Here is a 20,183-nt window from a genome sequence, read left to right on the forward strand (position 1 = left end):
CTCTGAGGCCGTCTGAAGGGGTTGAAATCTATTTGTCTATTTTAACAGAGCAATACTTTATGGAACAGATTGTTTCTGTGTTTCTTTTTCGTTTAACGGTTTGAAATCTTTAGCGTCCGGCAGCGGTTCGGCAAAGATGGCGTCGGGATTGTGGTGCGCTGCAAATTCTGTCAGCAGGTTGCGGTAGTCCAACGATTGCTTCATCAGTTCGGCAGCGCTGGTACGCAGGTTGTCCACATCTTCCGGCGGCAGATAAAAACTGGTCGGAATGTTCAATACTTTTTCCCTCAACTCGGAAGGAGGGAGGTCTTTGAGGTTGAGGCTGACGAAGGAGAAGCTGATGCCGTCGGTTTGTTTGTCTTTATTCCACTGATCGACGAAGGCACGGAAACGGCGCAGGGATTCTTGCGAGTTTTGGTCAATGGGGATATTGACGATAGAGGAGACGACATCGCGGAAACCGGGAACGGCCGCGGTTTTGTCCAAATTGCTGCTGACTTGGTTTTGCGCATTGACGTTGATGACGACGATATGGCGGATGTTGTTTTGCAGGATTTTGTTTGTTAGGATTTTTTCTGGGTACATTTCCGTCATATCCAAAAGGCTGCGCATACCCAGATTGTCGGTCAGGCCGCCGTCTATCAGGTGGATGTAGGGTCGGTTTTTCCCGTCTGCGTATTTTTGGAAGCGCTCGTAAAATTCTTTTATGGTGCGGCTTTGTTGTCTGCCTGTTTCGCTGTCGTCTGCATCTTCGATTTTGATCGGTGGCGTGTAGTTGCAGCGTCCGCCGTTGTTGTTTAGGGTAATCGGTGCAAATACCATAGGCACGGAGCTTGAAGCTGCGACGGCGCGGGCAAGTCGCAAGTCGCCCAAGTCGATACACATCGGGTCGAAATATTCCTGCGTGAAATTGAAACGCTCGCCTATGCCCATATCGGTGGCGGAAATGATGGCAAACGGGCCCTTGGCATTTTTTTCCAAATCGCGGAAAGTGGTTTTGCCGAAAAGGTAGTTTTCAAACTGCTCCTGCAACAGATCGCCGCGTCCGTATTCAGGCGAGGCCAGTCGGGGCAGGTTGGACATGGAGAATGCCTGTTTGACGACTTGGCGTTGGAAGTTTTGGTGTAGGAAACGTTTATAAAACAAAGGAATGGTTTCTTCGCCCTTGAGTGCAAAATAAGCTGCCAAAACCGAGCCGCCAGATACGCCGACCACCACATCGACATTCGACATCAGAGATTGTTTTTTGCCGCCGATGGTAATCTGTTGCTTATGAAGCTGTTCCAACACGCCATAACCTAAGGCTGCCGCGCGCGTACCGCCGCCGGAGAACATCAATACAATAAGCGTATCGTCTTCGTTGTTGCGCTGAAGTTGGCTGGTTTCAAAGCGGTAGCCACGTTGCAGGTTGACCGTATCAATACCGGCAAGAGGCTGATATTTCACCAGCGAGCATGCGGATAATAAGGCTGCGGAGAGCAGGGAAAGGGCAGATTTAAAAGGGAATTTTGGCATAAACACAGGAAAGTCAATTGTTCATTCAAAACGGATTATAAAGGTTTTCAGACGGCCTTTATAGAAGGCGGACTTTCAGACGGCCTTTTGCATCGATTTTCCGTTATAATCGACACAATCTTTATCTTTCCAAACCCTTATGGCGCAACCAAACCGCATCAACCACGAACCTATCTTTCTGCTTGCCTCCGCCCCGTGGCGCGAGAGCAGCTTGTGGGTGGAGGCTTTCAGCCGCCGTTATGGGCGGGTAGCTTTGTTGGCCAGAAGCGCGCGCAAACGGCAGAGCGAATTGCGCGGCGTGTTGGTGCCGTTTGTGCCGGTGAGCGCGTCTTGGTATGGTTCTCAAGAGTTGAAGACCCTGCATCGCGCCGAATGGATAGGCGGTTGGCCGCAGCCGCAGGGCAGGGCTTTGTTCAGCGGATTGTATGTGAACGAGTTGATGCTGAAATTGACCGTCCGCGAAGACCCGTTGCCCGAGCTTTACGATGTTTTGGCGGAAACCATGAAAACCATCTGTTGCGAGGCCAACCACATTGCCGCTTTGCGCCGTTTTGAATGGTCTCTGCTGACACGCTTGGGCTTTGCCCCCGATTTGTTCCATGACGGCAACGGAAATGAAATCAACGGTGAAGAAACTTATTGGCTCACGCCGGAAGAGGCTGTGGTTCCCCTGTCCGAGGCCGACCGTTTCCATGCGCTCAATAAGGGCGTGGCCGTATTGGGCGCGACGTTAATCGATTTGAGGGAAGGCAGCTTCGTTCATCAGGAAAGTCTGGGGCAGGCTTTGAAAGTAACGCGGCTTTTGATTGACAACCTTCTCCCCGAGGGCATCAAGTCTCGGCAGGTTTTGCAGCAGTTGCAGCAGTTTGGCTTGGGCAGTTGAATTTTTTTCAGACGGCCTTTGATAGGTAATGACTCAGGCCGTCTGAAACCTTAATGAAAGGACATTATTATGTTGTTAGGCGTAAACATCGACCATATTGCCACCGTCCGCAATGCGCGCGGTACGATTTATCCCAGCCCTGTCGAAGCGGCGCTGATTGCGGAAACCCACGGCGCAGATTTGATTACCATGCACTTGCGTGAAGACCGCCGCCATATTAAAGATGCGGACGTGTTCGCCGTTAAAAACGCCATCCGTACACGCCTGAATTTGGAAATGGCGTTGACGGAAGAAATGCTGGAAAACGCGCTCAACGTCATGCCGGAAGATGTGTGCATCGTGCCTGAAAAACGCCAAGAAGTAACCACAGAAGGCGGTTTGGACGTATTGGCGCAACAGGATAAAGTGGCCGAGTTCACCAAAATCTTGACCGATGCAGGCATCCGCGTGTCCTTGTTTATCGATGCCGACAACGCGCAAATCCAAGCCGCTTATGATGTCGGCGCGCCCGTTATCGAGTTGCATACCGGTGCGTATGCCGATGCACACGGCCACGCCGAGCAGATGAAACAATTCGAGCGCATTCAAAACGGTGCGCATTACGCCAGCGATTTGGGCTTGATCGTCAACGCCGGACACGGCCTGACCATTCACAACGTAACGCCGATTGCTCAAATTCTCGCCATCCGCGAGTTGAACATCGGGCATTCGCTGATTTCCCAAGCACTCTTCCTCGGCTTGCCAGAAGCTGTCCGCCAAATGAAGGAAGTCATGTTCAGAGCCAGAATGCTGCCTTAACGGCATCAGCCATACAGGCTAAAGCGGTTTGCTTTGGCCGGTATCCACACTTTCAGACGGCCTGACTATTTAAATAAGGAGCAGACCCATGATTTACGGAATAGGTACAGACATTGTTTCCCTCAAACGTATTATCCGTTTGAACAAAAAATTCGGACTGGCATTTGCGCAACGCATTCTCAGCCCGGAAGAGCTGTTGGAGTTTCCACAGGCAGGCAAACCAGTCAACTATCTTGCCAAACGCTTTGCCGCCAAAGAGGCTTTTGCCAAAGCCGTCGGTACGGGCATACGCGGCGTGGTGTCTTTCCGCAATATCGGTGTCGGGCATGACGCATTGGGCAAGCCTGAATTGTTTTTTGCACCGGCTTTGACCAAATGGCTGGAAGAACAGGGGATCCGAAGCTGTCATCTGAGCATGAGCGATGAAGAGGATACCGTCATGGCTTTTGTCATTGCGGAAAAATAAGGCCGGATTTAAGTATTCTGAAATAGAGCATCCTTTTCAGACGGCCTGAAGGGTTAGGTATTTGTTGAAAGTCGGGTGTATGGGCCCGACATCGTTTTTTTACGCATAAATCGGCAGGTGTCGCCGCCTGCCGCATATAAGAATAATCTCATGATGACTGAAGACACACGTCCATTGGTGCAAGTGGTTGCCGGAATTTTGCTAGACAAAAACGGCCGCTACCTGCTCAGTTCCCGCCCGGAGGGCAAGCCGTATGCCGGTTATTGGGAATTTGCCGGCGGTAAGGTGGAAGCCGGCGAAAGCGATTTTCAAGCTTTGCAACGCGAGTTTGAAGAAGAACTCGGCATCCGTATCCTTGCCGCTACGCCGTGGCTGACCAAAGTCCATTCCTACGAACACGCACATGTACGCCTGCATTTTTTATGGGTAGAAGCCGACCAATGGACAGGCGAAATCCAATCGAGGGAAGGGCAGAAATGGGCATGGCAAAAGGCAGGGGATTTTACCGTTGCGCCGATGTTGCCTGCCAATAGCGCATTATTACGCTCCCTATCCATTCCGCGCCAGCTTCAAGGCCGTCTGAAAAGCGGCTTGAGCGGCCAAAACAGCATGGGCGAATATCATGTTGTGCCGTATATGTCGGCTCAGCATCAAACCGTATCTGCCGTATTGTTGGAATTTGCCGATTGGCAACAAGGCAAGCCGATAGAATCGCCCAATGTGTGGCCAATCATTGAAAATGTCGAACAATGGCAGCAGGTGCAAAATGCCGATGCCGTCGTATGGAAAGTAGCGAATGAAGCGGCAGCCAAGCAAGTTGTCGATATTTTGGCGCAAGGCGTGGCGATGCCGCTGATTGCAGCTGCTCCGGAAAGTATGGTTTCCATTTATCGCGAACAGTGGCGGAGCATGGGTGCGCATGCCGTTTTGACCGATAATGACATTGAGGCCGTCTGAAATGAGTAAAAATCAAAAACTATTGATTGCCGCTGTTTTACTGATTGTGTTTGCGGCGGCCAAACTGCTGCTCTTGGATTGGTGGCAGCGGCAACAGATAAAAGCAAATGTAGTTGAATGTAGTCTGACGCAAGGCTGCGTCCTGCCTGACGGTTCAAAAGTGCGTGTGACCTCTATCAATACACACGAGCCGTTTGATATTGTGGTGGAGAATGTGCCGAAGAATACGGGTGCGGTCAGTATCAGTTTCAGTATGAAAAACATGGACATGGGCTTCAACCGCTATAACCTGACGCAACAATCGCCGCAAAGTTGGCAGGCTGCGCAAATCCGCTTACCGTTTTGCGTCGAAGGCCGCCATGATTACACTGCCGACATTACCATTGGCAAACAGACTTTTCAGACGGCATTTAGTGCAGAGTAGTCATCATGCAAAGGCCGTCTGAAAATTTAAAGGCTAAAATATTAAAATTTTTCAGAAGGTATATTTAAAAGTTCCTTATAAATGAATCAATTATAAATTATTTTTAGATGGATTGTTTACAATTATTTTGACTATAAGCCAAAAGCACAAAACGGACAGAAGCTAAGCCACACAAGGGTTTGATGTGGTACAGCCTGTCCGTTTTTTATATTTGTTGTAAAAAAATCGTTTATTAATAACTGAATTTTTTATAATTTTTTTGAAAAAAGTGTTTGACAAGACCGGTTTTATTTTTTAAATTTGTTTCCATAAATAAAAACTACATCGCACTACAAAGGAACATCATCATGAATCTGTATCAAACCACTCTCTCTTGTTATAGATTTTCTCCCGTCTCTGCCGCTCCCGTCGCCGCCAGCTTATTGGCAGTCCCGACGGTCTGAAGGCTCTCAACCCGAATCCAGTTTCCGCATTCCTACGAACGCTTCGGGTTTTAAAATATCTGTATCTCCAATCGAATTCATATTTTGATTAATAAAAATTAAAAAACGCACACCTTAGCTTCAGCCTTATTGTATTTATTGGTTTTGATAACTATTTGTATTTATTGATTTTAAATTTTTTAGATGGTTGATGATTGAAATTTTACAGGCCGTCTGAAAACAGTTTTTAGAACGATTGTTTCTTTTTAAACGGTTTGTTTCAAGTTGTGAAAAAACCGAGCCGTCCGATTAATACTGAAAAAAGTCTATAAAGGAGAAATATGATGAGTCAACACTCTGCCGGAGCGCGTTTCCGTCAAGCCGTGAAAGAATCGAATCCACTAGCCGTCGTCGGTTGCGTCAATGCTTACTTTGCACGATTGGCCACCCAAAGCGGTTTCAAAGCAATCTATCTGTCTGGCGGTGGCGTGGCAGCCTGCTCTTGCGGTATCCCTGATTTGGGCATCACCACAATGGAAGATGTGCTGATCGACGCGCGACGCATCACGGACAACGTGGATACGCCTTTGCTGGTGGACATCGATGTGGGTTGGGGTGGTGCATTCAATATTGCCCGCACTATTCGCAACTTTGAACGCGCTGGTGTTGCAGCGGTTCACATCGAAGATCAGGTAGCGCAAAAACGCTGCGGCCACCGTCCGAACAAAGCCATCGTTTCTAAAGATGAAATGGTCGACCGTATCAAAGCTGCCGTAGATGCGCGTGTTGATGAGAACTTTGTGATTATGGCGCGTACCGATGCGCTGGCGGTAGAAGGTTTGGATGCCGCTATCGAACGCGCTCAGGCTTGTGTCGAAGCCGGTGCGGACATGATTTTCCCTGAAGCCATGACCGATTTGAAAATGTACCGCCAATTTGCGGACGCAGTGAAAGTACCTGTATTGGCCAACATTACCGAGTTTGGTTCCACTCCGCTTTATACCCAAAGCGAGCTGGCTGAAAACGGCGTGTCACTGGTGCTGTATCCGCTGTCATCGTTCCGCGCAGCAAGTAAAGCCGCTCTGAATGTTTATGAAGCGATTATGCGTGATGGCACTCAGGCCGCAGTGGTTGACACAATGCAAACCCGTGCCGAGCTGTACGAGCATCTGAACTATCATGCCTTCGAGCAAAAACTGGATAAATTGTTTCAAAAATAAGTAACCGCTTTCAGACGGCCTTTCAACAAATCCGCATCGGCCGTCTGAAAAATAAAACCCATAAAAATACAAAGGAGAAATACCATGACTGAAACTACTCAAACCCCGACTTTCAAACCTAAAAAATCCGTTGCGCTTTCTGGCGTTGCGGCCGGTAATACCGAATTGTGTACCGTTGGCCGTACCGGTAACGATTTGAGCTATCGAGGTTACGACATCTTGGATTTGGCACAAAAATGCGAGTTTGAAGAAGTCGCCCACCTGCTGATTCACGGCCATCTGCCCAACAAATTCGAGCTGGCTGCTTATAAAACCAAGCTCAAATCCATGCGCGGCCTGCCTATCCGTGTGATCAAAGTTTTGGAAAGCCTGCCTGCACATACCCATCCGATGGACGTGATGCGTACCGGCGTATCCATGCTGGGCTGCGTTCATCCTGAACGTGAAAGCCATCCGGAGAGTGAAGCGCGCGACATCGCCGACAAACTGATCGCCAGCCTCGGCAGCATCCTGCTGTACTGGTATCAATATTCGCACAACGGCAAACGCATTGAAGTTGAAAGCGACGAAGAGACCATCGGCGGTCATTTCCTGCACCTGTTGCACGGCAAACGCCCAAGCGAATCACACATCAAAGCCATGCACGTTTCGCTGATTCTGTATGCGGAACACGAGTTCAACGCCTCCACCTTCACCGCCCGCGTGATTGCCGGTACAGGGTCGGACATGTATTCCTGCATCACCGGCGCCATCGGTGCGCTTAAAGGCCCGAAACACGGCGGAGCGAACGAAGTCGCCTACGACATCCAAAAACGCTACCGCAATGCCGACGAAGCTGAAGCCGACATCCGCGAACGCATCGGCCGCAAAGAAATCGTGATCGGTTTCGGTCATCCGGTGTACACCATCTCCGACCCTCGCAACGTTGTCATTAAAGAAGTGGCACGCGGTTTGAGCAAAGAAACCGGCGATATGCGCCTCTTTGACATTGCCGAACGCTTGGAAAGCGTGATGTGGGAAGAGAAAAAAATGTTCCCGAATCTGGACTGGTTCTCTGCCGTTTCCTACCAAAAATTGGGCGTACCGACCGCTATGTTTACACCGCTGTTCGTGATTTCCCGTACAACCGGTTGGAGCGCACACGTTCTCGAGCAACGCAAAGACGGCAAAATCATCCGTCCGAGCGCAAACTACACAGGCCCCGAAGATTTGGCATTCGTGGAGATTGAAAACCGCTAATACGCGTAACAGCAGGGTGGGCCGCCAGCCCACCCCATCTCAAAATGCCGTTTGAAAACAATGAATAAATGATGTTTTCGTTTTTCGACGGCCTAGTGCAGTATGCGAGAGAGAGAGCCGGCCGTTTGGAAAACATGCTGCTCTGCTGTCGTCATTCCCATGCAGGCAGAAATTCAAAAGTTGAAATGTTCTGCTGTAAAGAGTGCTGAAAGATTTAAGTTTGGATTTCCGTCTATACGGGAATGATGGTAGCGGAGCAGCAATTTTTTTTCATACCGCGAATAGATTTCAGACAACAAGCAATAAAACAGAATTTATGGTTTCAGACGGCCTTAAGGTCCGAATCAACAGGCCGTCTGAAACCCCAAAACCAAAAAAAGAATAGATTTAGGAGAACCGACATGACTGCCAACCAACGCTACCGCAAAGCTTTACCCGGTACGGATTTGGAATATTACGACGCGCGTCAGGCGTGTGAAGACATCAAACCAGGCTCTTACGACAAGCTGCCGTACACAAGCCGTATCTTGGCTGAGAACTTGGTCAACCGCGCAGACAAAGTCGACCTGCCTACACTGCAAAGCTGGCTGGGTCAGCTGATTGAGGGAAAACAGGAAATCGACTTCCCCTGGTATCCGGCGCGCGTGGTGTGTCACGATATTCTGGGTCAGACAGCGTTGGTGGATTTGGCAGGTCTGCGCGATGCGATTGCCGAAAAAGGCGGCGATCCTTCCAAAGTGAATCCTGTGGTGCAAACCCAGCTCATCGTTGATCACTCTCTGGCCGTTGAATGCGGCGGTTACGATCCTGATGCCTTCCGCAAAAACCGCGAAATCGAAGACAGACGTAACGAAGACCGTTTCCACTTCATCAACTGGACAAAAACCGCATTTGAAAATGTGGACGTGATTCCGGCGGGCAACGGCATTATGCACCAAATCAACTTGGAAAAAATGTCGCCGGTTGTCCAAGTCAAAAACGGTGTAGCGTTCCCCGACACCTGCGTCGGTACAGACTCACATACGCCGCACGTCGATTCATTGGGCGTGATTTCCGTAGGCGTGGGCGGTTTGGAAGCCGAAACCGTGATGCTGGGCCGTGCATCCATGATGCGTCTGCCTGATATTGTCGGCGTTGAGCTGACCGGCAAACGCCAGCCGGGCATTACTGCCACAGACATCGTGTTGGCACTGACCGAATTCTTGCGTAAAGAGCGCGTGGTTGGCGCATTTGTTGAATTTTTCGGCGAGGGCGCAAGAAGCCTGTCCATCGGCGACCGTGCCACTATTTCCAATATGACTCCTGAGTTCGGCGCGACTGCCGCGATGTTCGCTATTGATGAGCAAACCATTGATTATTTGAAACTGACCGGTCGCGATGATGAGCAGGTGAAATTGGTGGAAACCTACGCCAAAACCGCAGGTTTGTGGGCAGATGCCTTGAAAACCGCCGTTTATCCGCGCGTATTGAAATTTGATTTGAGCAGCGTAACGCGCAACATGGCAGGTCCAAGTAATCCGCATGCCCGTTTTGCGACCGCCGATTTGGCCAGCAAAGGCTTGGCTAAATCTTATGAAGAGCCTTCAGACGGCCAAATGCCTGACGGAGCAGTGATTATTGCCGCGATTACTTCGTGTACCAATACTTCCAATCCGCGTAACGTTGTCGCCGCCGCGCTGTTGGCACGCAATGCCAACCGTCTTGGCTTGAAACGCAAACCTTGGGTGAAATCTTCATTTGCCCCGGGTTCCAAAGTAGCCGAAATCTATTTGAAAGAAGCAGGCCTGCTGCCTGAAATGGAAAAACTAGGCTTCGGTATCGTTGCCTTCGCATGTACCACCTGTAACGGCATGAGCGGCGCGCTGGATCCAAAAATCCAGAAAGAAATCATCGACCGCGATTTGTACGCTACCGCCGTATTGTCCGGTAATCGCAACTTTGACGGCCGTATCCATCCGTATGCGAAACAGGCTTTCCTTGCTTCGCCTCCGTTGGTCGTTGCCTACGCGTTGGCAGGCAGCATCCGTTTCGATATTGAAAACGACGTACTCGGCGTTGCAGACGGCCGCGAAATCCGCCTGAAAGATATCTGGCCGACCGACGAAGAAATCGATGCCATTGTTGCCGAATATGTGAAACCGCAACAATTCCGCGATGTTTATATTCCGATGTTCGACACCGGGACAGCGCAAAAAGCACCAAGCCCGCTGTACGACTGGCGTCCAATGTCCACCTACATCCGCCGTCCGCCCTATTGGGAAGGCGCATTGGCAGGGGAACGCACGTTGAGCGGTATGCGTCCGCTGGCGATTTTGCCCGACAACATCACCACCGACCACCTCTCGCCGTCCAATGCGATTTTGGCCAGCAGTGCCGCAGGCGAATATTTGGCGAAAATGGGTTTGCCTGAAGAAGACTTCAACTCTTACGCAACCCACCGTGGCGACCACTTGACTGCCCAACGCGCAACCTTCGCTAATCCGAAACTGTTTAACGAAATGGTGAGAAACGAAGACGGCAGCGTACGCCAAGGTTCGCTGGCACGCGTTGAACCAGAAGGCCAAACCATGCGTATGTGGGAAGCCATCGAAACCTATATGAACCGCAAACAGCCGCTCATCATCATTGCCGGTGCGGACTACGGTCAAGGCTCAAGCCGCGACTGGGCTGCAAAAGGCGTACGCCTAGCCGGCGTGGAAGCGATTGTTGCCGAAGGCTTCGAGCGTATCCACCGCACCAACTTGATCGGTATGGGCGTGTTGCCGCTGCAGTTCAAACCGGGTACCAACCGCCACACCCTGCAACTGGACGGTACGGAAACCTACGACGTTGTCGGCGAACGCACACCGCGCTGCGACCTGACCCTTGTGATTCACCGTAAAAACGGCGAAACCGTCGAAGTTCCGGTTACCTGCCGCCTCGATACTGCAGAAGAAGTGTTGGTATATGAAGCCGGTGGCGTGTTGCAACGTTTCGCACAAGACTTCTTAGAAGGAAATGCAGCGTAAGGTAAATCGGGCATAGTTAAAATGTCTGGGCTACGCTCAAAAAGGTTTTCAGACGGCCTCGAATGTTTGAGAGGCCGTCTGAAAAAAACATACTAGAAATACAAAGGAGAACTCAAAATGCCGCAAATTAAAATTCCAGCCGTTTACTACCGCGGCGGTACATCTAAAGGCATTTTCTTCAAACGCACCGATCTGCCGGCCGCTGCGCAGGAAGCAGGCGAGGCACGCGACAAAATCCTCTTGCGCGTACTCGGCAGCCCCGACCCTTACGGCAAACAGATTGACGGTTTGGGCAATGCCAGTTCGTCCACCAGCAAAGCCGTGATTTTGGACAAATCCGAACGCGCTGATCACGATGTCGATTACTTGTTCGGACAAGTTTCCATCGACAAACCTTTTGTCGATTGGAGCGGCAACTGTGGCAATCTGACCGCCGCCGTGGGTGCATTTGCCATCGAACAAGGCTTGGTCGATAAATCCAAAATCCCTTCAGACGGACTATGTACCGTCAAAATCTGGCAGAAAAACATCGGCAAAACCATTATTGCCCATGTACCGATGCAAAACGGCGCAGTTTTGGAAACAGGCGATTTTGAGCTCGACGGCGTAACGTTCCCGGCAGCCGAAGTACAAATCGAATTTCTTGATCCGGCCGACGGCGAAGGCAGTATGTTCCCAACCGGCAATTTGGTTGATGAAATTGATGTGCCGAATATAGGCCGTCTGAAAGCCACGCTTATCAATGCCGGTATTCCAACCGTTTTCCTGAATGCCGCAGATTTGGGCTACACAGGCAAAGAGTTGCAAGACGACATCAACAACGATGCTGCGGCTTTGGAAAAATTTGAAACCATCCGCGCGTATGGTGCGCTGAAAATGGGCTTGATCAGCGATGTATCCGAAGCCGCCACCCGCGCCCATACTCCGAAAGTCGCTTTTGTCGCCCCTGCGGCCGATTACACCGCTTCAAGCGGTAAAACCGTCAAAGCTGCCGACATCGACTTATTGGTACGCGCGCTGAGCATGGGCAAATTGCACCACGCCATGATGGGTACCGCTTCAGTCGCCATCGCTACCGCTGCCGCCGTGCCCGGTACGCTGGTCAACCTTGCAGCCGGAGGCGGAGCGCGTAAAGAAGTCCGTTTCGGTCATCCGTCAGGCACACTGCGTGTCGGTGCCGCCGCCGAATGTCAGAACGGACAATGGACGGCCACCAAAGCGGTCATGAGCCGTAGCGCACGCGTGATTATGGAAGGACAAGTCCGAGTGCCGGAAGATTGCTTTTAAGTTTTCAGACGGCCACGCCATTAAACAAGGCCGTCTGAAAACCCAATAAGCAGATTTTAGTCGGGTAGCGATACCTGCAATGGAGATTATGGTTGGGCATAAAGCCTGACTAAACACCAAACCAAAGGCAATCTGGAAAGCTCTCAAATGTTCTTGCTCTTTTCAGACGGCCTGAAGCCAAAAAAACAATCAAAAATTCAAAGGAGAAACACCATGTCCAACCAACTCATTCTTGTTCTGAACTGCGGCAGCTCTTCACTTAAAGGTGCCGTTATCGACCGTAAAAACGGTAAAGTTCTCTTAAGCTGTCTCGGCGAACGTTTGGGTACGCCCGAAGCAGTCATTACGTTCAGCAAAGACGGCAAAAAATGCCAAACAGCTTTGACCGGCCGTAACGATCATGCTGGTGCAGTAGGTATGCTGTTGAAAGAGCTTGAAAAACACGGCCTGCACGACCGCATTAAAGCCATCGGCCACCGCATCGCCCACGGCGGCGAAAAATACAGCGAATCTGTTTTGATCGATCAAGCAGTAATGGACGAACTCAATACCTGCATTCCGCTCGCTCCGCTGCATAATCCTGCCAATATCAACGGCATTTTGGCTGCGCAAGAGCATTTCCCGGGCCTGCCCAATGTCGGCGTGATGGATACTTCGTTCCACCAAACCATGCCGGAGCGCGCCTACACTTATGCCGTTCCGCGCGAATTGCGTAAAAAATACGCTTTCCGCCGCTACGGTTTCCACGGTACCAGTATGCGTTACGTTGCCCCTGAAGCCGCACGTATCTTGGGCAAACCTCTGGAAGACATCCGCATGATTATTGCCCACTTAGGCAACGGCGCATCCATTACCGCCATCAAAAACGGCAAATCCGTTGACACCAGTATGGGCTTCACGCCGATCGAAGGCTTGGTAATGGGTACACGTTGCGGCGACATCGACCCGGGCGTATACAGCTATCTGACTTCACAAACCGGTTTGGATGTTGCCCAAGTTGATGAAATGCTGAACAAAAAATCAGGTTTGCTCGGTATTTCCGAACTCTCCAACGACTGTCGTTCTTTGGAAATCGCGGCGGACGAAGGTCACGAAGGTGCGCGTTTGGCCCTGGAAGTCATGACTTACCGCCTTGCCAAATACATTGCTTCGATGGCTGTGGCTTGTGGCGGCGTTGACGCACTCGTGTTTACCGGCGGTATTGGCGAAAACTCGCGTAACATCCGTGCCAAAACCGTTTCCTATCTTGATTTCTTGGGTCTGCACATCGACACCAAAGCCAATATGGAAAAACGCTACGGCAATTCAGGCATTATCAGCCCGACTGATTCTTCGCCGGCTGTGTTGGTCGTTCCAACCAATGAAGAGCTGATGATTGCCCACGATACGGCTCAATTGGCCGGCTTTATGGAAGAAGCAGGCTAGGGCGAAGATTTTCCTAGACCATAAACAATAAAAAGTGCGGATTCATCATCCGCACTTTTTTTAATTTCAACTCAATCAAGCCACTTGGGTTTGATGCTCGTCGCCGTTGCGCTCACGAACTGCGCCCAAACGGTAAACGGTTTCGCCTTGTTCGCTCAAGAATGCCTGTACCGCATCGGCATCTTCTTTGGCAATGATAACGACCATGCCGATACCGCAGTTGAAGGTACGGTACATTTCTTGGGTTTCCACATTGCCTGCTTTTTGCAGCCATTGGAACAGTTTAGGCAATTCCCACGCTTTGGCATCGATTTGTGCAACGGTATTTTCAGGCAAAACGCGAGGTACGTTTTCGGTAATGCCGCCGCCGGTAATATGGGCCATGCCTTTAATGGTGAATTTTTCCAAAGCGGCAAGGATAGGTTTCACATACAGGCGGGTAGGGGCGATGATGGCTTCGCGCAAGGTTTTGCCGTTGTCAAATTCCGTATCCAAATCAGGATTGTCGCGCTCGATGATTTTGCGTACCAAAGAGTAGCCGTTGGAGTGTGCGCCGTTGGAAGCCAAGCCCAAAACAACGTCTCCGGACTGAATGCTGCGGCCGTTAATCACGCGTTCTTTTTCAACCACGCCGACGGCAAAACCTGCCAAGTCGTATTCTCCTTCGGGATACATGCCCGGCATTTCGGCAGTTTCACCGCCAATCAAAGCGCAACCGGATTCTTCGCAGCCTTGGGCAATGCCTTTAATCACATCAGTCGCGCGGGCAACGTCCAGCTTGCCGCAAGCGAAATAGTCCAAGAAAAACAAAGGTTCTGCACCTTGGACCAAAATGTCGTTGACGCTCATTGCAACCAAATCGATGCCGACAGTATCGTGTTTGTCCCAGTCGAATGCCAGTTTCAGCTTGGTGCCGACACCGTCCGTACCGGAAACCAATACCGGATTTTTGTATTTTTTGCCGATTTCGACCAAAGCGCCGAAACCGCCCAAATCACCCAACACTTCAGGGCGCATAGTACGCTTGGCAAAAGGTTTAATGTTTTCGACCAGTTGATCGCCTGCGTCGATATCCACGCCTGCGTCACGATAGCTCAAAGAAGTGCTCATTGGATTTCCTTATTCGGGTATGGGTAGATTGTCGGAGCGTATTTTATCTTAAATTAGAGGATTCAGGCTGAATTTTTTGGCATTATTGTCAACAATTTTTATTTTATCTTAAATAGCCGTCGCGCTTTCAGACGGCCTTTGCGAATCTGTTATACTGCTTATTGATTTTGAAAACCTTAAACATCAATTGGGAAATACCTTTTTATGTATCAAAAGAAAGCGCGCGGCGCAAAACCGTGGATTATTATGGCTTGCGTTATCGCAGCCTTTATTTGGCTTTTATATGCCTTAGGCGATGTTTTGACGCCGTTTATCGTGGCCGCCGTTTTGGCCTATGTTTTGAATCCCTTGGTCGAGTGGCTGCAATTGAAGCGTATCCGCCGCGCGCCGGCCTCCATGATTATTATGGCACTGGCTTTGCTGATATTGCTGTCGTTGGTGCTGATTATCGTACCTATGTTGTTGAACCAGTTTAACAATCTGGCTGAACGCCTGCCGCAAATCGTAGGCTTTGTTCAAAACAAACTGCTGCCGTGGCTCAACAGCGTCAGTGGGGATTATATTCAAATCGATCAAGAATCAATCATCGCATGGTTGCAGTCGCATACTGATGAGTTGAGCAATACGCTCAAAGAATGGATTCCGACCTTGATGCGTCAGAGCGGTAACGTCATCAGCGGTGTCAGCAATTTGGTGTTGCTGCCTTTGCTGCTGTATTACTTCTTGTTGGACTGGAAACGTTGGTCTTCCGGAATCAGCAAATTGGTTCCACGCCGTTTTATCGAGACCTACACGCGTATCAGCGGCAATATGGATGAAGTTTTGGGCGAGTTTCTGCGTGGCCAGCTGATGGTTATGATGATTATGGGCTTGGTCTATGGCTTGGGCTTGATGCTGGTCGGTTTGGATTCCGGCTTTGCCATCGGTATGATTGCCGGTATTTTGGTATTTATTCCGTATTTGGGTGCATTTACCGGCCTTTTGCTGGCAACAGTTGCCGCGCTTTTGCAATATGGCTCATGGCAGGGGTTGTTGATGGTTTGGGCTGTATTCGGTGTCGGACAATTCTTGGAAAGCTTTTTCATTACGCCTAAAATCGTCGGCGACCGCATCGGTTTGTCTCCGTTCTGGGTGATTTTCTCGTTGATGGCTTTCGGACAGCTGATGGGTTTTGTCGGTATGCTTGCCGGCCTGCCACTTGCAGCCGTCACGTTGGTTTTATTGCGTGAAGGCGCATCTGCTTATTTCGGCAGCCGTTTCTACAAACATAAATAAATCAATAATATTAAGGCCGTCTGAAATCCAAGTTTCAGACGGCCATTGATAACAAAGGAAGTCTATATGTTAGCCATTATCGGCGGCAGCGGTTTGACCAAACTGCCGGAACTCGAAATTACTGAACGAAAAATTGTACGCACTCCATACGGCTTAACCAGCAGCCCTATTTTGTTCGGCAGGTTGGGGCGCTTGGATATTGTTTTCCTTGCCCGACACGGCTTCAGCCATACCATCGCGCCGCATGAAATCAACTACCGCGCTAATATCTGGGCGTTACATTCTTTAGGCGTCGAAAACATCATTGCCATTTCTTCAGTTGTCGGTATCAACCCCGATTTTGAAAACGGCAGTTTGGTGTTGCCGGACGATTTGATCGACTATACCTATGGCCGCAAAGATACTTTTTTTGAAGGCCAAGAATGTCCGGTTGTCCATACCGATTTTTTCAACCCTTATTGCGATGAATTGCGACAAGAATTGTTAAATATCACGAAAGCACACAATGTGCCGATTTACGATTCTGCCGTTTATGGCTGCCTGCAAGGTCCGCGCCGTCCAACTCGCGCAGAAATCGCCCGTTATCGACGTGACGGCGTAGATGTACTCGGTATGACCGGCATGCCCGAAGCCGTTTTGGCCAGAGAGTTGAAAATGGCCTATGCCCACTTTTGCAGCGTCAGTAGCATTGATTGCTTTGATAGCGGAGTAGGGACTGTGGGCTGTAATGAACAGACTTCTATGGCGATGACGAAAATCCGACAATTATTGAATGGTTTGTAATTGATCATGCCGTCTGAAATGATGTTTTCAGATGGCATTGTTTTATTTAAGAAGCCGTTTCACGCGCCCAATGGGGCAGGGAGGCTTTTTGTTTGCGGAACGAGGCAAGTTTCATACCCTGACATTTTTCAAAAATCAATTCAACCCCACTTTGCAACTGCAAAATCAAATTGGTATGCGTTTCCGTTTTAATAAAATCGATATTGCGTTGCACCAAGCGTTGAATGACAGCGTATACATCAAGGCAGCCATTTGCAAAAAACCATGGATTCAACTTTACCCAACGGCCGCCGCTTAATGCAGCATCAGGCTGAAAATCAGCGCGAATCTGTGTCAAACGATTGTCGGAGAAATGCAGTTCGATATCGCCATAAAGCCAAATATTCCAGCCTTTTTGTACCAACAAGCCTTTAGGAACGCAATCAGGCGCAGGAAACATCTGCAAAATAGACTCTGCTGATTGTCCGATTTCCAGATAATCAAACCGGCCGGTATACAAAAAATCATAAATATCAATGGCAATAGGAAAGTGGTAGCGCATGGCAACAACCATAGAAAAGCAATTAACCAAGCTATCTTAAACTTAAAATATAATGAAATCAATTCTTATTACTATTTATTCAATATAAGAAAGGCCGTCTGTTGTTCAGACGGCCTTGTAGCCTTTGGCTTAAACCCATATTTTGGTTTACTCAGCCTTTAAATCAGCCACGCATTGCTTATCGCGTGCCTCAAAAGCTTCCGCGCCACCCAAGAGCTTGAGTTGCTCCTCTGGGCTGATTTTGCCGAAGTTTCGGATTTGTTCGTCAGAGAGTTTGCTTAAGGGCTGATCCCACATACAGACACAATAGTCTTGAGCCAATTTCTCGTTTTGCGCATCCAAACCTTTTGCCTTCAAATCAGTTTGCCATTTTTCAGCAAAAGGAATGTTTTTTACGCAAGACTCCACCACATTTTGTTTCATCTGCGGCTTGTTCATGGCGCATTGTGAGAGCAGGGCAGTCAGAGCCAGCAAAGACAAAATAATCCATGCCCAAATGCGAATGGTGCGGATTTTTGCCTTGGCTTTCTTTCTAGCTGCCAGTTGCTCTTCAGACGGCCTTTCCGTTTGTTGCTCAGTCATGCAGGCTTTCCATGCGGATCATGGTGATCGGAGCATCCACGCAACTCAGTGCTTCAATCGCTGCGATAGCACGTTTGACGTTGTGTTCCACTGTGGTATGGGTCAGAATCACAATTTCGGCAGTACTTTGATTAATCACACCTTTTTGAATCAGAGCCTCGATAGAAACATTTTCTTTGGCCAAGAGGGCGGCAATTTGACCCAAAGTGCCCGGTTCGTCAGTTGCTTGAACGCGCAGATAGTAGCTGCTGGTGATTTCATCCATAGGCAGAATATTTTGCGCTTGAACTTGTGAAGGTTGGAATGCCAAGTGAGGAACACGATGGTCAGTTTCCGCTTCAATTAGGCGGGCAATATCAATGATGTCGGCAACCACGGCAGAAGCAGTCGGCAATGCACCGGCTCCTGCACCGTAATACAAGGTTTCACCAACCATATCGGCATTGACACGGACAGCATTCATCACGCCGTTAACGTTAGCCAGTAAACGGCTTTCAGGAATCAGAGTAGGGTGTACGCGCAACTCGATGCCTTTGTCGGTTTTACGGGTAATACCCAACAACTTGATACGATAGCCAAGTTCTTCAGCGTATTTGATATCGCGGCTGTCGAGTTTGCTGATGCCTTCCAAATAGCAGGCAGAAAAGTTCATCGGCGTACCAAATGCCAATGCGCTCATAATCGTAATTTTATGGCCGGCATCATGACCTTCGATATCAAAAGTAGGGTCAGCTTCTGCATAGCCCAAAGCCTGAGCTTCTTTCAAGACGTCTGCAAACGCGCTGCCTTTTTCACGCATTTCAGTAAGAATGAAGTTGCTGGTACCATTAATAATACCGGCAATACTGCGGATTTGGTTCGCAGCCAAGCCTTCACGCAAAGCCTTGATAATAGGGATACCGCCGGCAACAGCAGCTTCAAACTGTACCATGACATTTTTTTCTTCTGCCAAAGGAAAAATTTCATTGCCGTATTCAGCCAGCAGTTTTTTATTGGCAGTAACAATGTGTTTACCGTTTTCAATCGCTTTCAATACCGCATCTTTGGCAATACCGGTGCCTCCAAACAATTCAACAACAACATCAACATCTTGATGTTGAACCAGCTCAAACGGATCTTTGATAAAAGCAGCATTCGGGCAAATTTGTTTGGCTTTTTCTTCGCTCAAATCACAAACAGCAGAAATACGGACTTCACGTCCCAAGCGGCGGCTGATTTCCGCAGCGTTGTCCTGCAATACAGTGGCTGTACCGCCACCGACTGTACCCAAACCTAAAAGACCGATATTTACTGGCTTCATTGTGTCTCCTTTTGAGCCGATACTTTAAAATAATCACGAAAAACCAAGGCTTGTTATAATCGCTTGCAATCGTAAATTCAGAGCAAAGCATCAATGCACAAGGTCAAACGTTGAATCCTACCTGATATTGCTTGATTTTGCACCTTTTTTTGCAAGTTTCCCAAGGCCGTCTGAAAAATCGTTCTACCATAAAAACAGGAATTGCCATGAAAATCACAGAAAACCATATCGATGAAGCCACATCATTTTTTTCATCCTCACAAGGCATATTGCAAATCGGTGAACAAGCATACTCAGAACCCATTTGCTGGCAAGATGGCAAAGTGAGCATCATTCCTCAAACAACCATCGAAGAATTAAACGAACAAATTTTTATATCAGCAATTGAAACAGCAGAAAACCGTCCAGAAGTCATTATTATAGGTACAGGAGAAAAACAAAAATTTCTGCATCCCAAAGTTGCTGCAGCCTTATCAGCCTACGGAATCGGCCTCGAATGCATGAATACAGCCTCAGCTTGCCGAACTTTAGTTTTGCTGCAAGGCGAAGGACGAAGCGCATGGGCTTGGTTGTGGCCATAATTTGCAGAAAAGACTATTGCATCATGCTAGCTTAGGTTCGCATAATTTATATTATGTTAAATTCATAATACTAGTATTTTAGCCTGCCAACTCCTGTTTCTCTTATTAAAGAAGAACTTCTACGTTCACAATGAGATTCCTGCCTCCAGATTTAAAAAAATCACATCTTGCAACTAGCGGAACACTTTTTCTAAGTATGTCTAGTACAAGGTACTTCTTCTCAAGGAATATGAAGGTACTTGGTATCGTACTAAGGCTCCCTGCTCCCTACTCGACTTCATTACTCGATAATTAAGGTGACAACTGGCGCAATTAGCCTGTTAGCTACCTTTAAGAGGTTCAAACACATCGCCTTCAGATGGCTTTG

18 protein-coding genes are annotated in these 20,183 nt (G+C 49.0%); 13 read left to right on the plus strand and 5 right to left on the minus strand.

From position 1 onward, the window contains the following. Positions 1-57: 57 nt before the first annotated feature. Positions 58-1,515, minus strand: a complete 1,458-nt coding sequence (locus HMPREF2560_RS05345; RefSeq protein ID WP_070608987.1) for a patatin-like phospholipase family protein — start codon at positions 1,513-1,515, stop codon at positions 58-60. 139 nt (positions 1,516-1,654) lie between these two features. Here HMPREF2560_RS05345 and recO point away from each other — a divergent pair, with 139 nt between their 5' ends. The 10 genes from recO to HMPREF2560_RS05395 all read left to right on the plus strand — a co-directional run bounded on the left by recO (position 1,655) and on the right by HMPREF2560_RS05395 (position 13,644). Beyond that, the gene (gene recO, locus HMPREF2560_RS05350) at positions 1,655-2,398 is read left to right on the plus strand and encodes a DNA repair protein RecO (protein WP_070608989.1); all 744 of its coding nucleotides are present in this window, start codon (positions 1,655-1,657) and stop codon (positions 2,396-2,398) included. 69 nt (positions 2,399-2,467) lie between these two features. Then, entirely contained in the window at positions 2,468-3,196 is a 729-nt protein-coding gene (gene pdxJ, locus HMPREF2560_RS05355) for a pyridoxine 5'-phosphate synthase (protein ID WP_003746637.1), read from the plus strand. An 88-nt stretch (positions 3,197-3,284) separates the two neighbouring features. Next, positions 3,285-3,662, plus strand: a complete 378-nt coding sequence (acpS, locus tag HMPREF2560_RS05360) for a holo-ACP synthase (RefSeq protein ID WP_003686416.1) — start codon at positions 3,285-3,287, stop codon at positions 3,660-3,662. A gap of 153 nt (positions 3,663-3,815) precedes the next feature. Next, positions 3,816-4,619: an NUDIX domain-containing protein gene (locus HMPREF2560_RS05365; RefSeq protein WP_283116705.1), complete on the plus strand. Its 804-nt coding sequence runs from the start codon at positions 3,816-3,818 to the stop codon at positions 4,617-4,619. A 1-nt stretch (position 4,620) separates the two neighbouring features. Beyond that, positions 4,621-5,043, plus strand: coding sequence for a hypothetical protein (locus tag HMPREF2560_RS05370; RefSeq protein WP_070608993.1), 423 nt, complete (start codon positions 4,621-4,623; stop codon positions 5,041-5,043). A gap of 766 nt (positions 5,044-5,809) precedes the next feature. Further along, positions 5,810-6,685 (plus strand): methylisocitrate lyase, encoded by an 876-nt coding sequence (prpB, locus tag HMPREF2560_RS05375; protein WP_002233567.1) that lies wholly within the window; start codon positions 5,810-5,812, stop codon positions 6,683-6,685. A gap of 84 nt (positions 6,686-6,769) precedes the next feature. Next, positions 6,770-7,924 (plus strand): bifunctional 2-methylcitrate synthase/citrate synthase, encoded by a 1,155-nt coding sequence (prpC, locus tag HMPREF2560_RS05380; protein WP_070583901.1) that lies wholly within the window; start codon positions 6,770-6,772, stop codon positions 7,922-7,924. Between the two features lie 401 nt (positions 7,925-8,325). Next, positions 8,326-10,932: a Fe/S-dependent 2-methylisocitrate dehydratase AcnD gene (acnD, locus tag HMPREF2560_RS05385; RefSeq protein ID WP_070608995.1), complete on the plus strand. Its 2,607-nt coding sequence runs from the start codon at positions 8,326-8,328 to the stop codon at positions 10,930-10,932. Positions 10,933-11,049: 117 nt separating this feature from the next. After that, positions 11,050-12,219: a 2-methylaconitate cis-trans isomerase PrpF gene (prpF, locus tag HMPREF2560_RS05390; RefSeq protein ID WP_070608997.1), complete on the plus strand. Its 1,170-nt coding sequence runs from the start codon at positions 11,050-11,052 to the stop codon at positions 12,217-12,219. Positions 12,220-12,432: 213 nt separating this feature from the next. Next, a complete protein-coding gene (locus tag HMPREF2560_RS05395) occupies positions 12,433-13,644 on the plus strand; it encodes an acetate kinase (protein ID WP_070608999.1) in 1,212 nt (403 codons plus the stop codon). Positions 13,645-13,719: 75 nt separating this feature from the next. Here HMPREF2560_RS05395 and purM read toward each other — a convergent pair whose 3' ends face one another. Continuing rightward, on the minus strand, positions 13,720-14,754 hold the full coding sequence (gene purM / locus HMPREF2560_RS05400; protein ID WP_070735147.1) for a phosphoribosylformylglycinamidine cyclo-ligase: 1,035 nt from the start codon (positions 14,752-14,754) through the stop codon (positions 13,720-13,722). 204 nt (positions 14,755-14,958) lie between these two features. Between purM and HMPREF2560_RS05405 the strand changes: the two genes are divergently transcribed. Both HMPREF2560_RS05405 and HMPREF2560_RS05410 read left to right on the plus strand, forming a co-directional pair. Then, positions 14,959-16,029 (plus strand): AI-2E family transporter, encoded by a 1,071-nt coding sequence (locus HMPREF2560_RS05405; protein ID WP_070609001.1) that lies wholly within the window; start codon positions 14,959-14,961, stop codon positions 16,027-16,029. A gap of 66 nt (positions 16,030-16,095) precedes the next feature. After that, a complete protein-coding gene (locus HMPREF2560_RS05410) occupies positions 16,096-16,812 on the plus strand; it encodes an S-methyl-5'-thioinosine phosphorylase (RefSeq protein WP_070609003.1) in 717 nt (238 codons plus the stop codon). A 46-nt stretch (positions 16,813-16,858) separates the two neighbouring features. Here the strand turns inward: HMPREF2560_RS05410 and HMPREF2560_RS05415 are convergent, their stop codons facing one another. From HMPREF2560_RS05415 to HMPREF2560_RS05425, 3 genes are all read right to left on the minus strand, one after another. Then, positions 16,859-17,353: a hypothetical protein gene (locus tag HMPREF2560_RS05415; RefSeq protein WP_070609031.1), complete on the minus strand. Its 495-nt coding sequence runs from the start codon at positions 17,351-17,353 to the stop codon at positions 16,859-16,861. 147 nt (positions 17,354-17,500) lie between these two features. Continuing rightward, positions 17,501-17,935 (minus strand): hypothetical protein, encoded by a 435-nt coding sequence (locus HMPREF2560_RS05420; RefSeq protein WP_004520379.1) that lies wholly within the window; start codon positions 17,933-17,935, stop codon positions 17,501-17,503. Continuing rightward, on the minus strand, positions 17,928-19,235 hold the full coding sequence (locus HMPREF2560_RS05425) for a homoserine dehydrogenase (RefSeq protein WP_049330891.1): 1,308 nt from the start codon (positions 19,233-19,235) through the stop codon (positions 17,928-17,930). Before HMPREF2560_RS05425 ends, HMPREF2560_RS05420 begins: the two co-directional genes overlap by 8 nt. Positions 19,236-19,441: 206 nt before the next feature. Here HMPREF2560_RS05425 and HMPREF2560_RS05430 point away from each other — a divergent pair, with 206 nt between their 5' ends. Continuing rightward, the gene (locus HMPREF2560_RS05430; protein ID WP_070873762.1) at positions 19,442-19,816 is read left to right on the plus strand and encodes an Mth938-like domain-containing protein; all 375 of its coding nucleotides are present in this window, start codon (positions 19,442-19,444) and stop codon (positions 19,814-19,816) included. Positions 19,817-20,183 lie beyond the last annotated feature (367 nt).

Origin of the sequence: Neisseria sp. HMSC078H04 (assembly GCF_001838135.1) — a bacterium.
Classification (GTDB): domain Bacteria; phylum Pseudomonadota; class Gammaproteobacteria; order Burkholderiales; family Neisseriaceae; genus Neisseria.

Coding starts and splice junctions, on each gene's coding strand:
- HMPREF2560_RS05415 (WP_070609031.1), bottom strand. CDS start 17,353: ATGCGCTACCACTTTCCTATTGCCATTGATATTTATGATTTTTTGTAT.
- HMPREF2560_RS05405 (WP_070609001.1), top strand. CDS start 14,959: ATGTATCAAAAGAAAGCGCGCGGCGCAAAACCGTGGATTATTATGGCT.
- HMPREF2560_RS05365 (WP_283116705.1), top strand. CDS start 3,816: ATGACTGAAGACACACGTCCATTGGTGCAAGTGGTTGCCGGAATTTTG.
- HMPREF2560_RS05345 (WP_070608987.1), bottom strand. CDS start 1,515: ATGCCAAAATTCCCTTTTAAATCTGCCCTTTCCCTGCTCTCCGCAGCC.
- recO (WP_070608989.1), top strand. CDS start 1,655: ATGGCGCAACCAAACCGCATCAACCACGAACCTATCTTTCTGCTTGCC.
- pdxJ (WP_003746637.1), top strand. CDS start 2,468: ATGTTGTTAGGCGTAAACATCGACCATATTGCCACCGTCCGCAATGCG.
- HMPREF2560_RS05420 (WP_004520379.1), bottom strand. CDS start 17,935: ATGACTGAGCAACAAACGGAAAGGCCGTCTGAAGAGCAACTGGCAGCT.
- prpC (WP_070583901.1), top strand. CDS start 6,770: ATGACTGAAACTACTCAAACCCCGACTTTCAAACCTAAAAAATCCGTT.
- acnD (WP_070608995.1), top strand. CDS start 8,326: ATGACTGCCAACCAACGCTACCGCAAAGCTTTACCCGGTACGGATTTG.
- HMPREF2560_RS05410 (WP_070609003.1), top strand. CDS start 16,096: ATGTTAGCCATTATCGGCGGCAGCGGTTTGACCAAACTGCCGGAACTC.
- prpB (WP_002233567.1), top strand. CDS start 5,810: ATGAGTCAACACTCTGCCGGAGCGCGTTTCCGTCAAGCCGTGAAAGAA.
- HMPREF2560_RS05370 (WP_070608993.1), top strand. CDS start 4,621: ATGAGTAAAAATCAAAAACTATTGATTGCCGCTGTTTTACTGATTGTG.
- purM (WP_070735147.1), bottom strand. CDS start 14,754: ATGAGCACTTCTTTGAGCTATCGTGACGCAGGCGTGGATATCGACGCA.
- acpS (WP_003686416.1), top strand. CDS start 3,285: ATGATTTACGGAATAGGTACAGACATTGTTTCCCTCAAACGTATTATC.
- HMPREF2560_RS05430 (WP_070873762.1), top strand. CDS start 19,442: ATGAAAATCACAGAAAACCATATCGATGAAGCCACATCATTTTTTTCA.
- prpF (WP_070608997.1), top strand. CDS start 11,050: ATGCCGCAAATTAAAATTCCAGCCGTTTACTACCGCGGCGGTACATCT.
- HMPREF2560_RS05425 (WP_049330891.1), bottom strand. CDS start 19,235: ATGAAGCCAGTAAATATCGGTCTTTTAGGTTTGGGTACAGTCGGTGGC.
- HMPREF2560_RS05395 (WP_070608999.1), top strand. CDS start 12,433: ATGTCCAACCAACTCATTCTTGTTCTGAACTGCGGCAGCTCTTCACTT.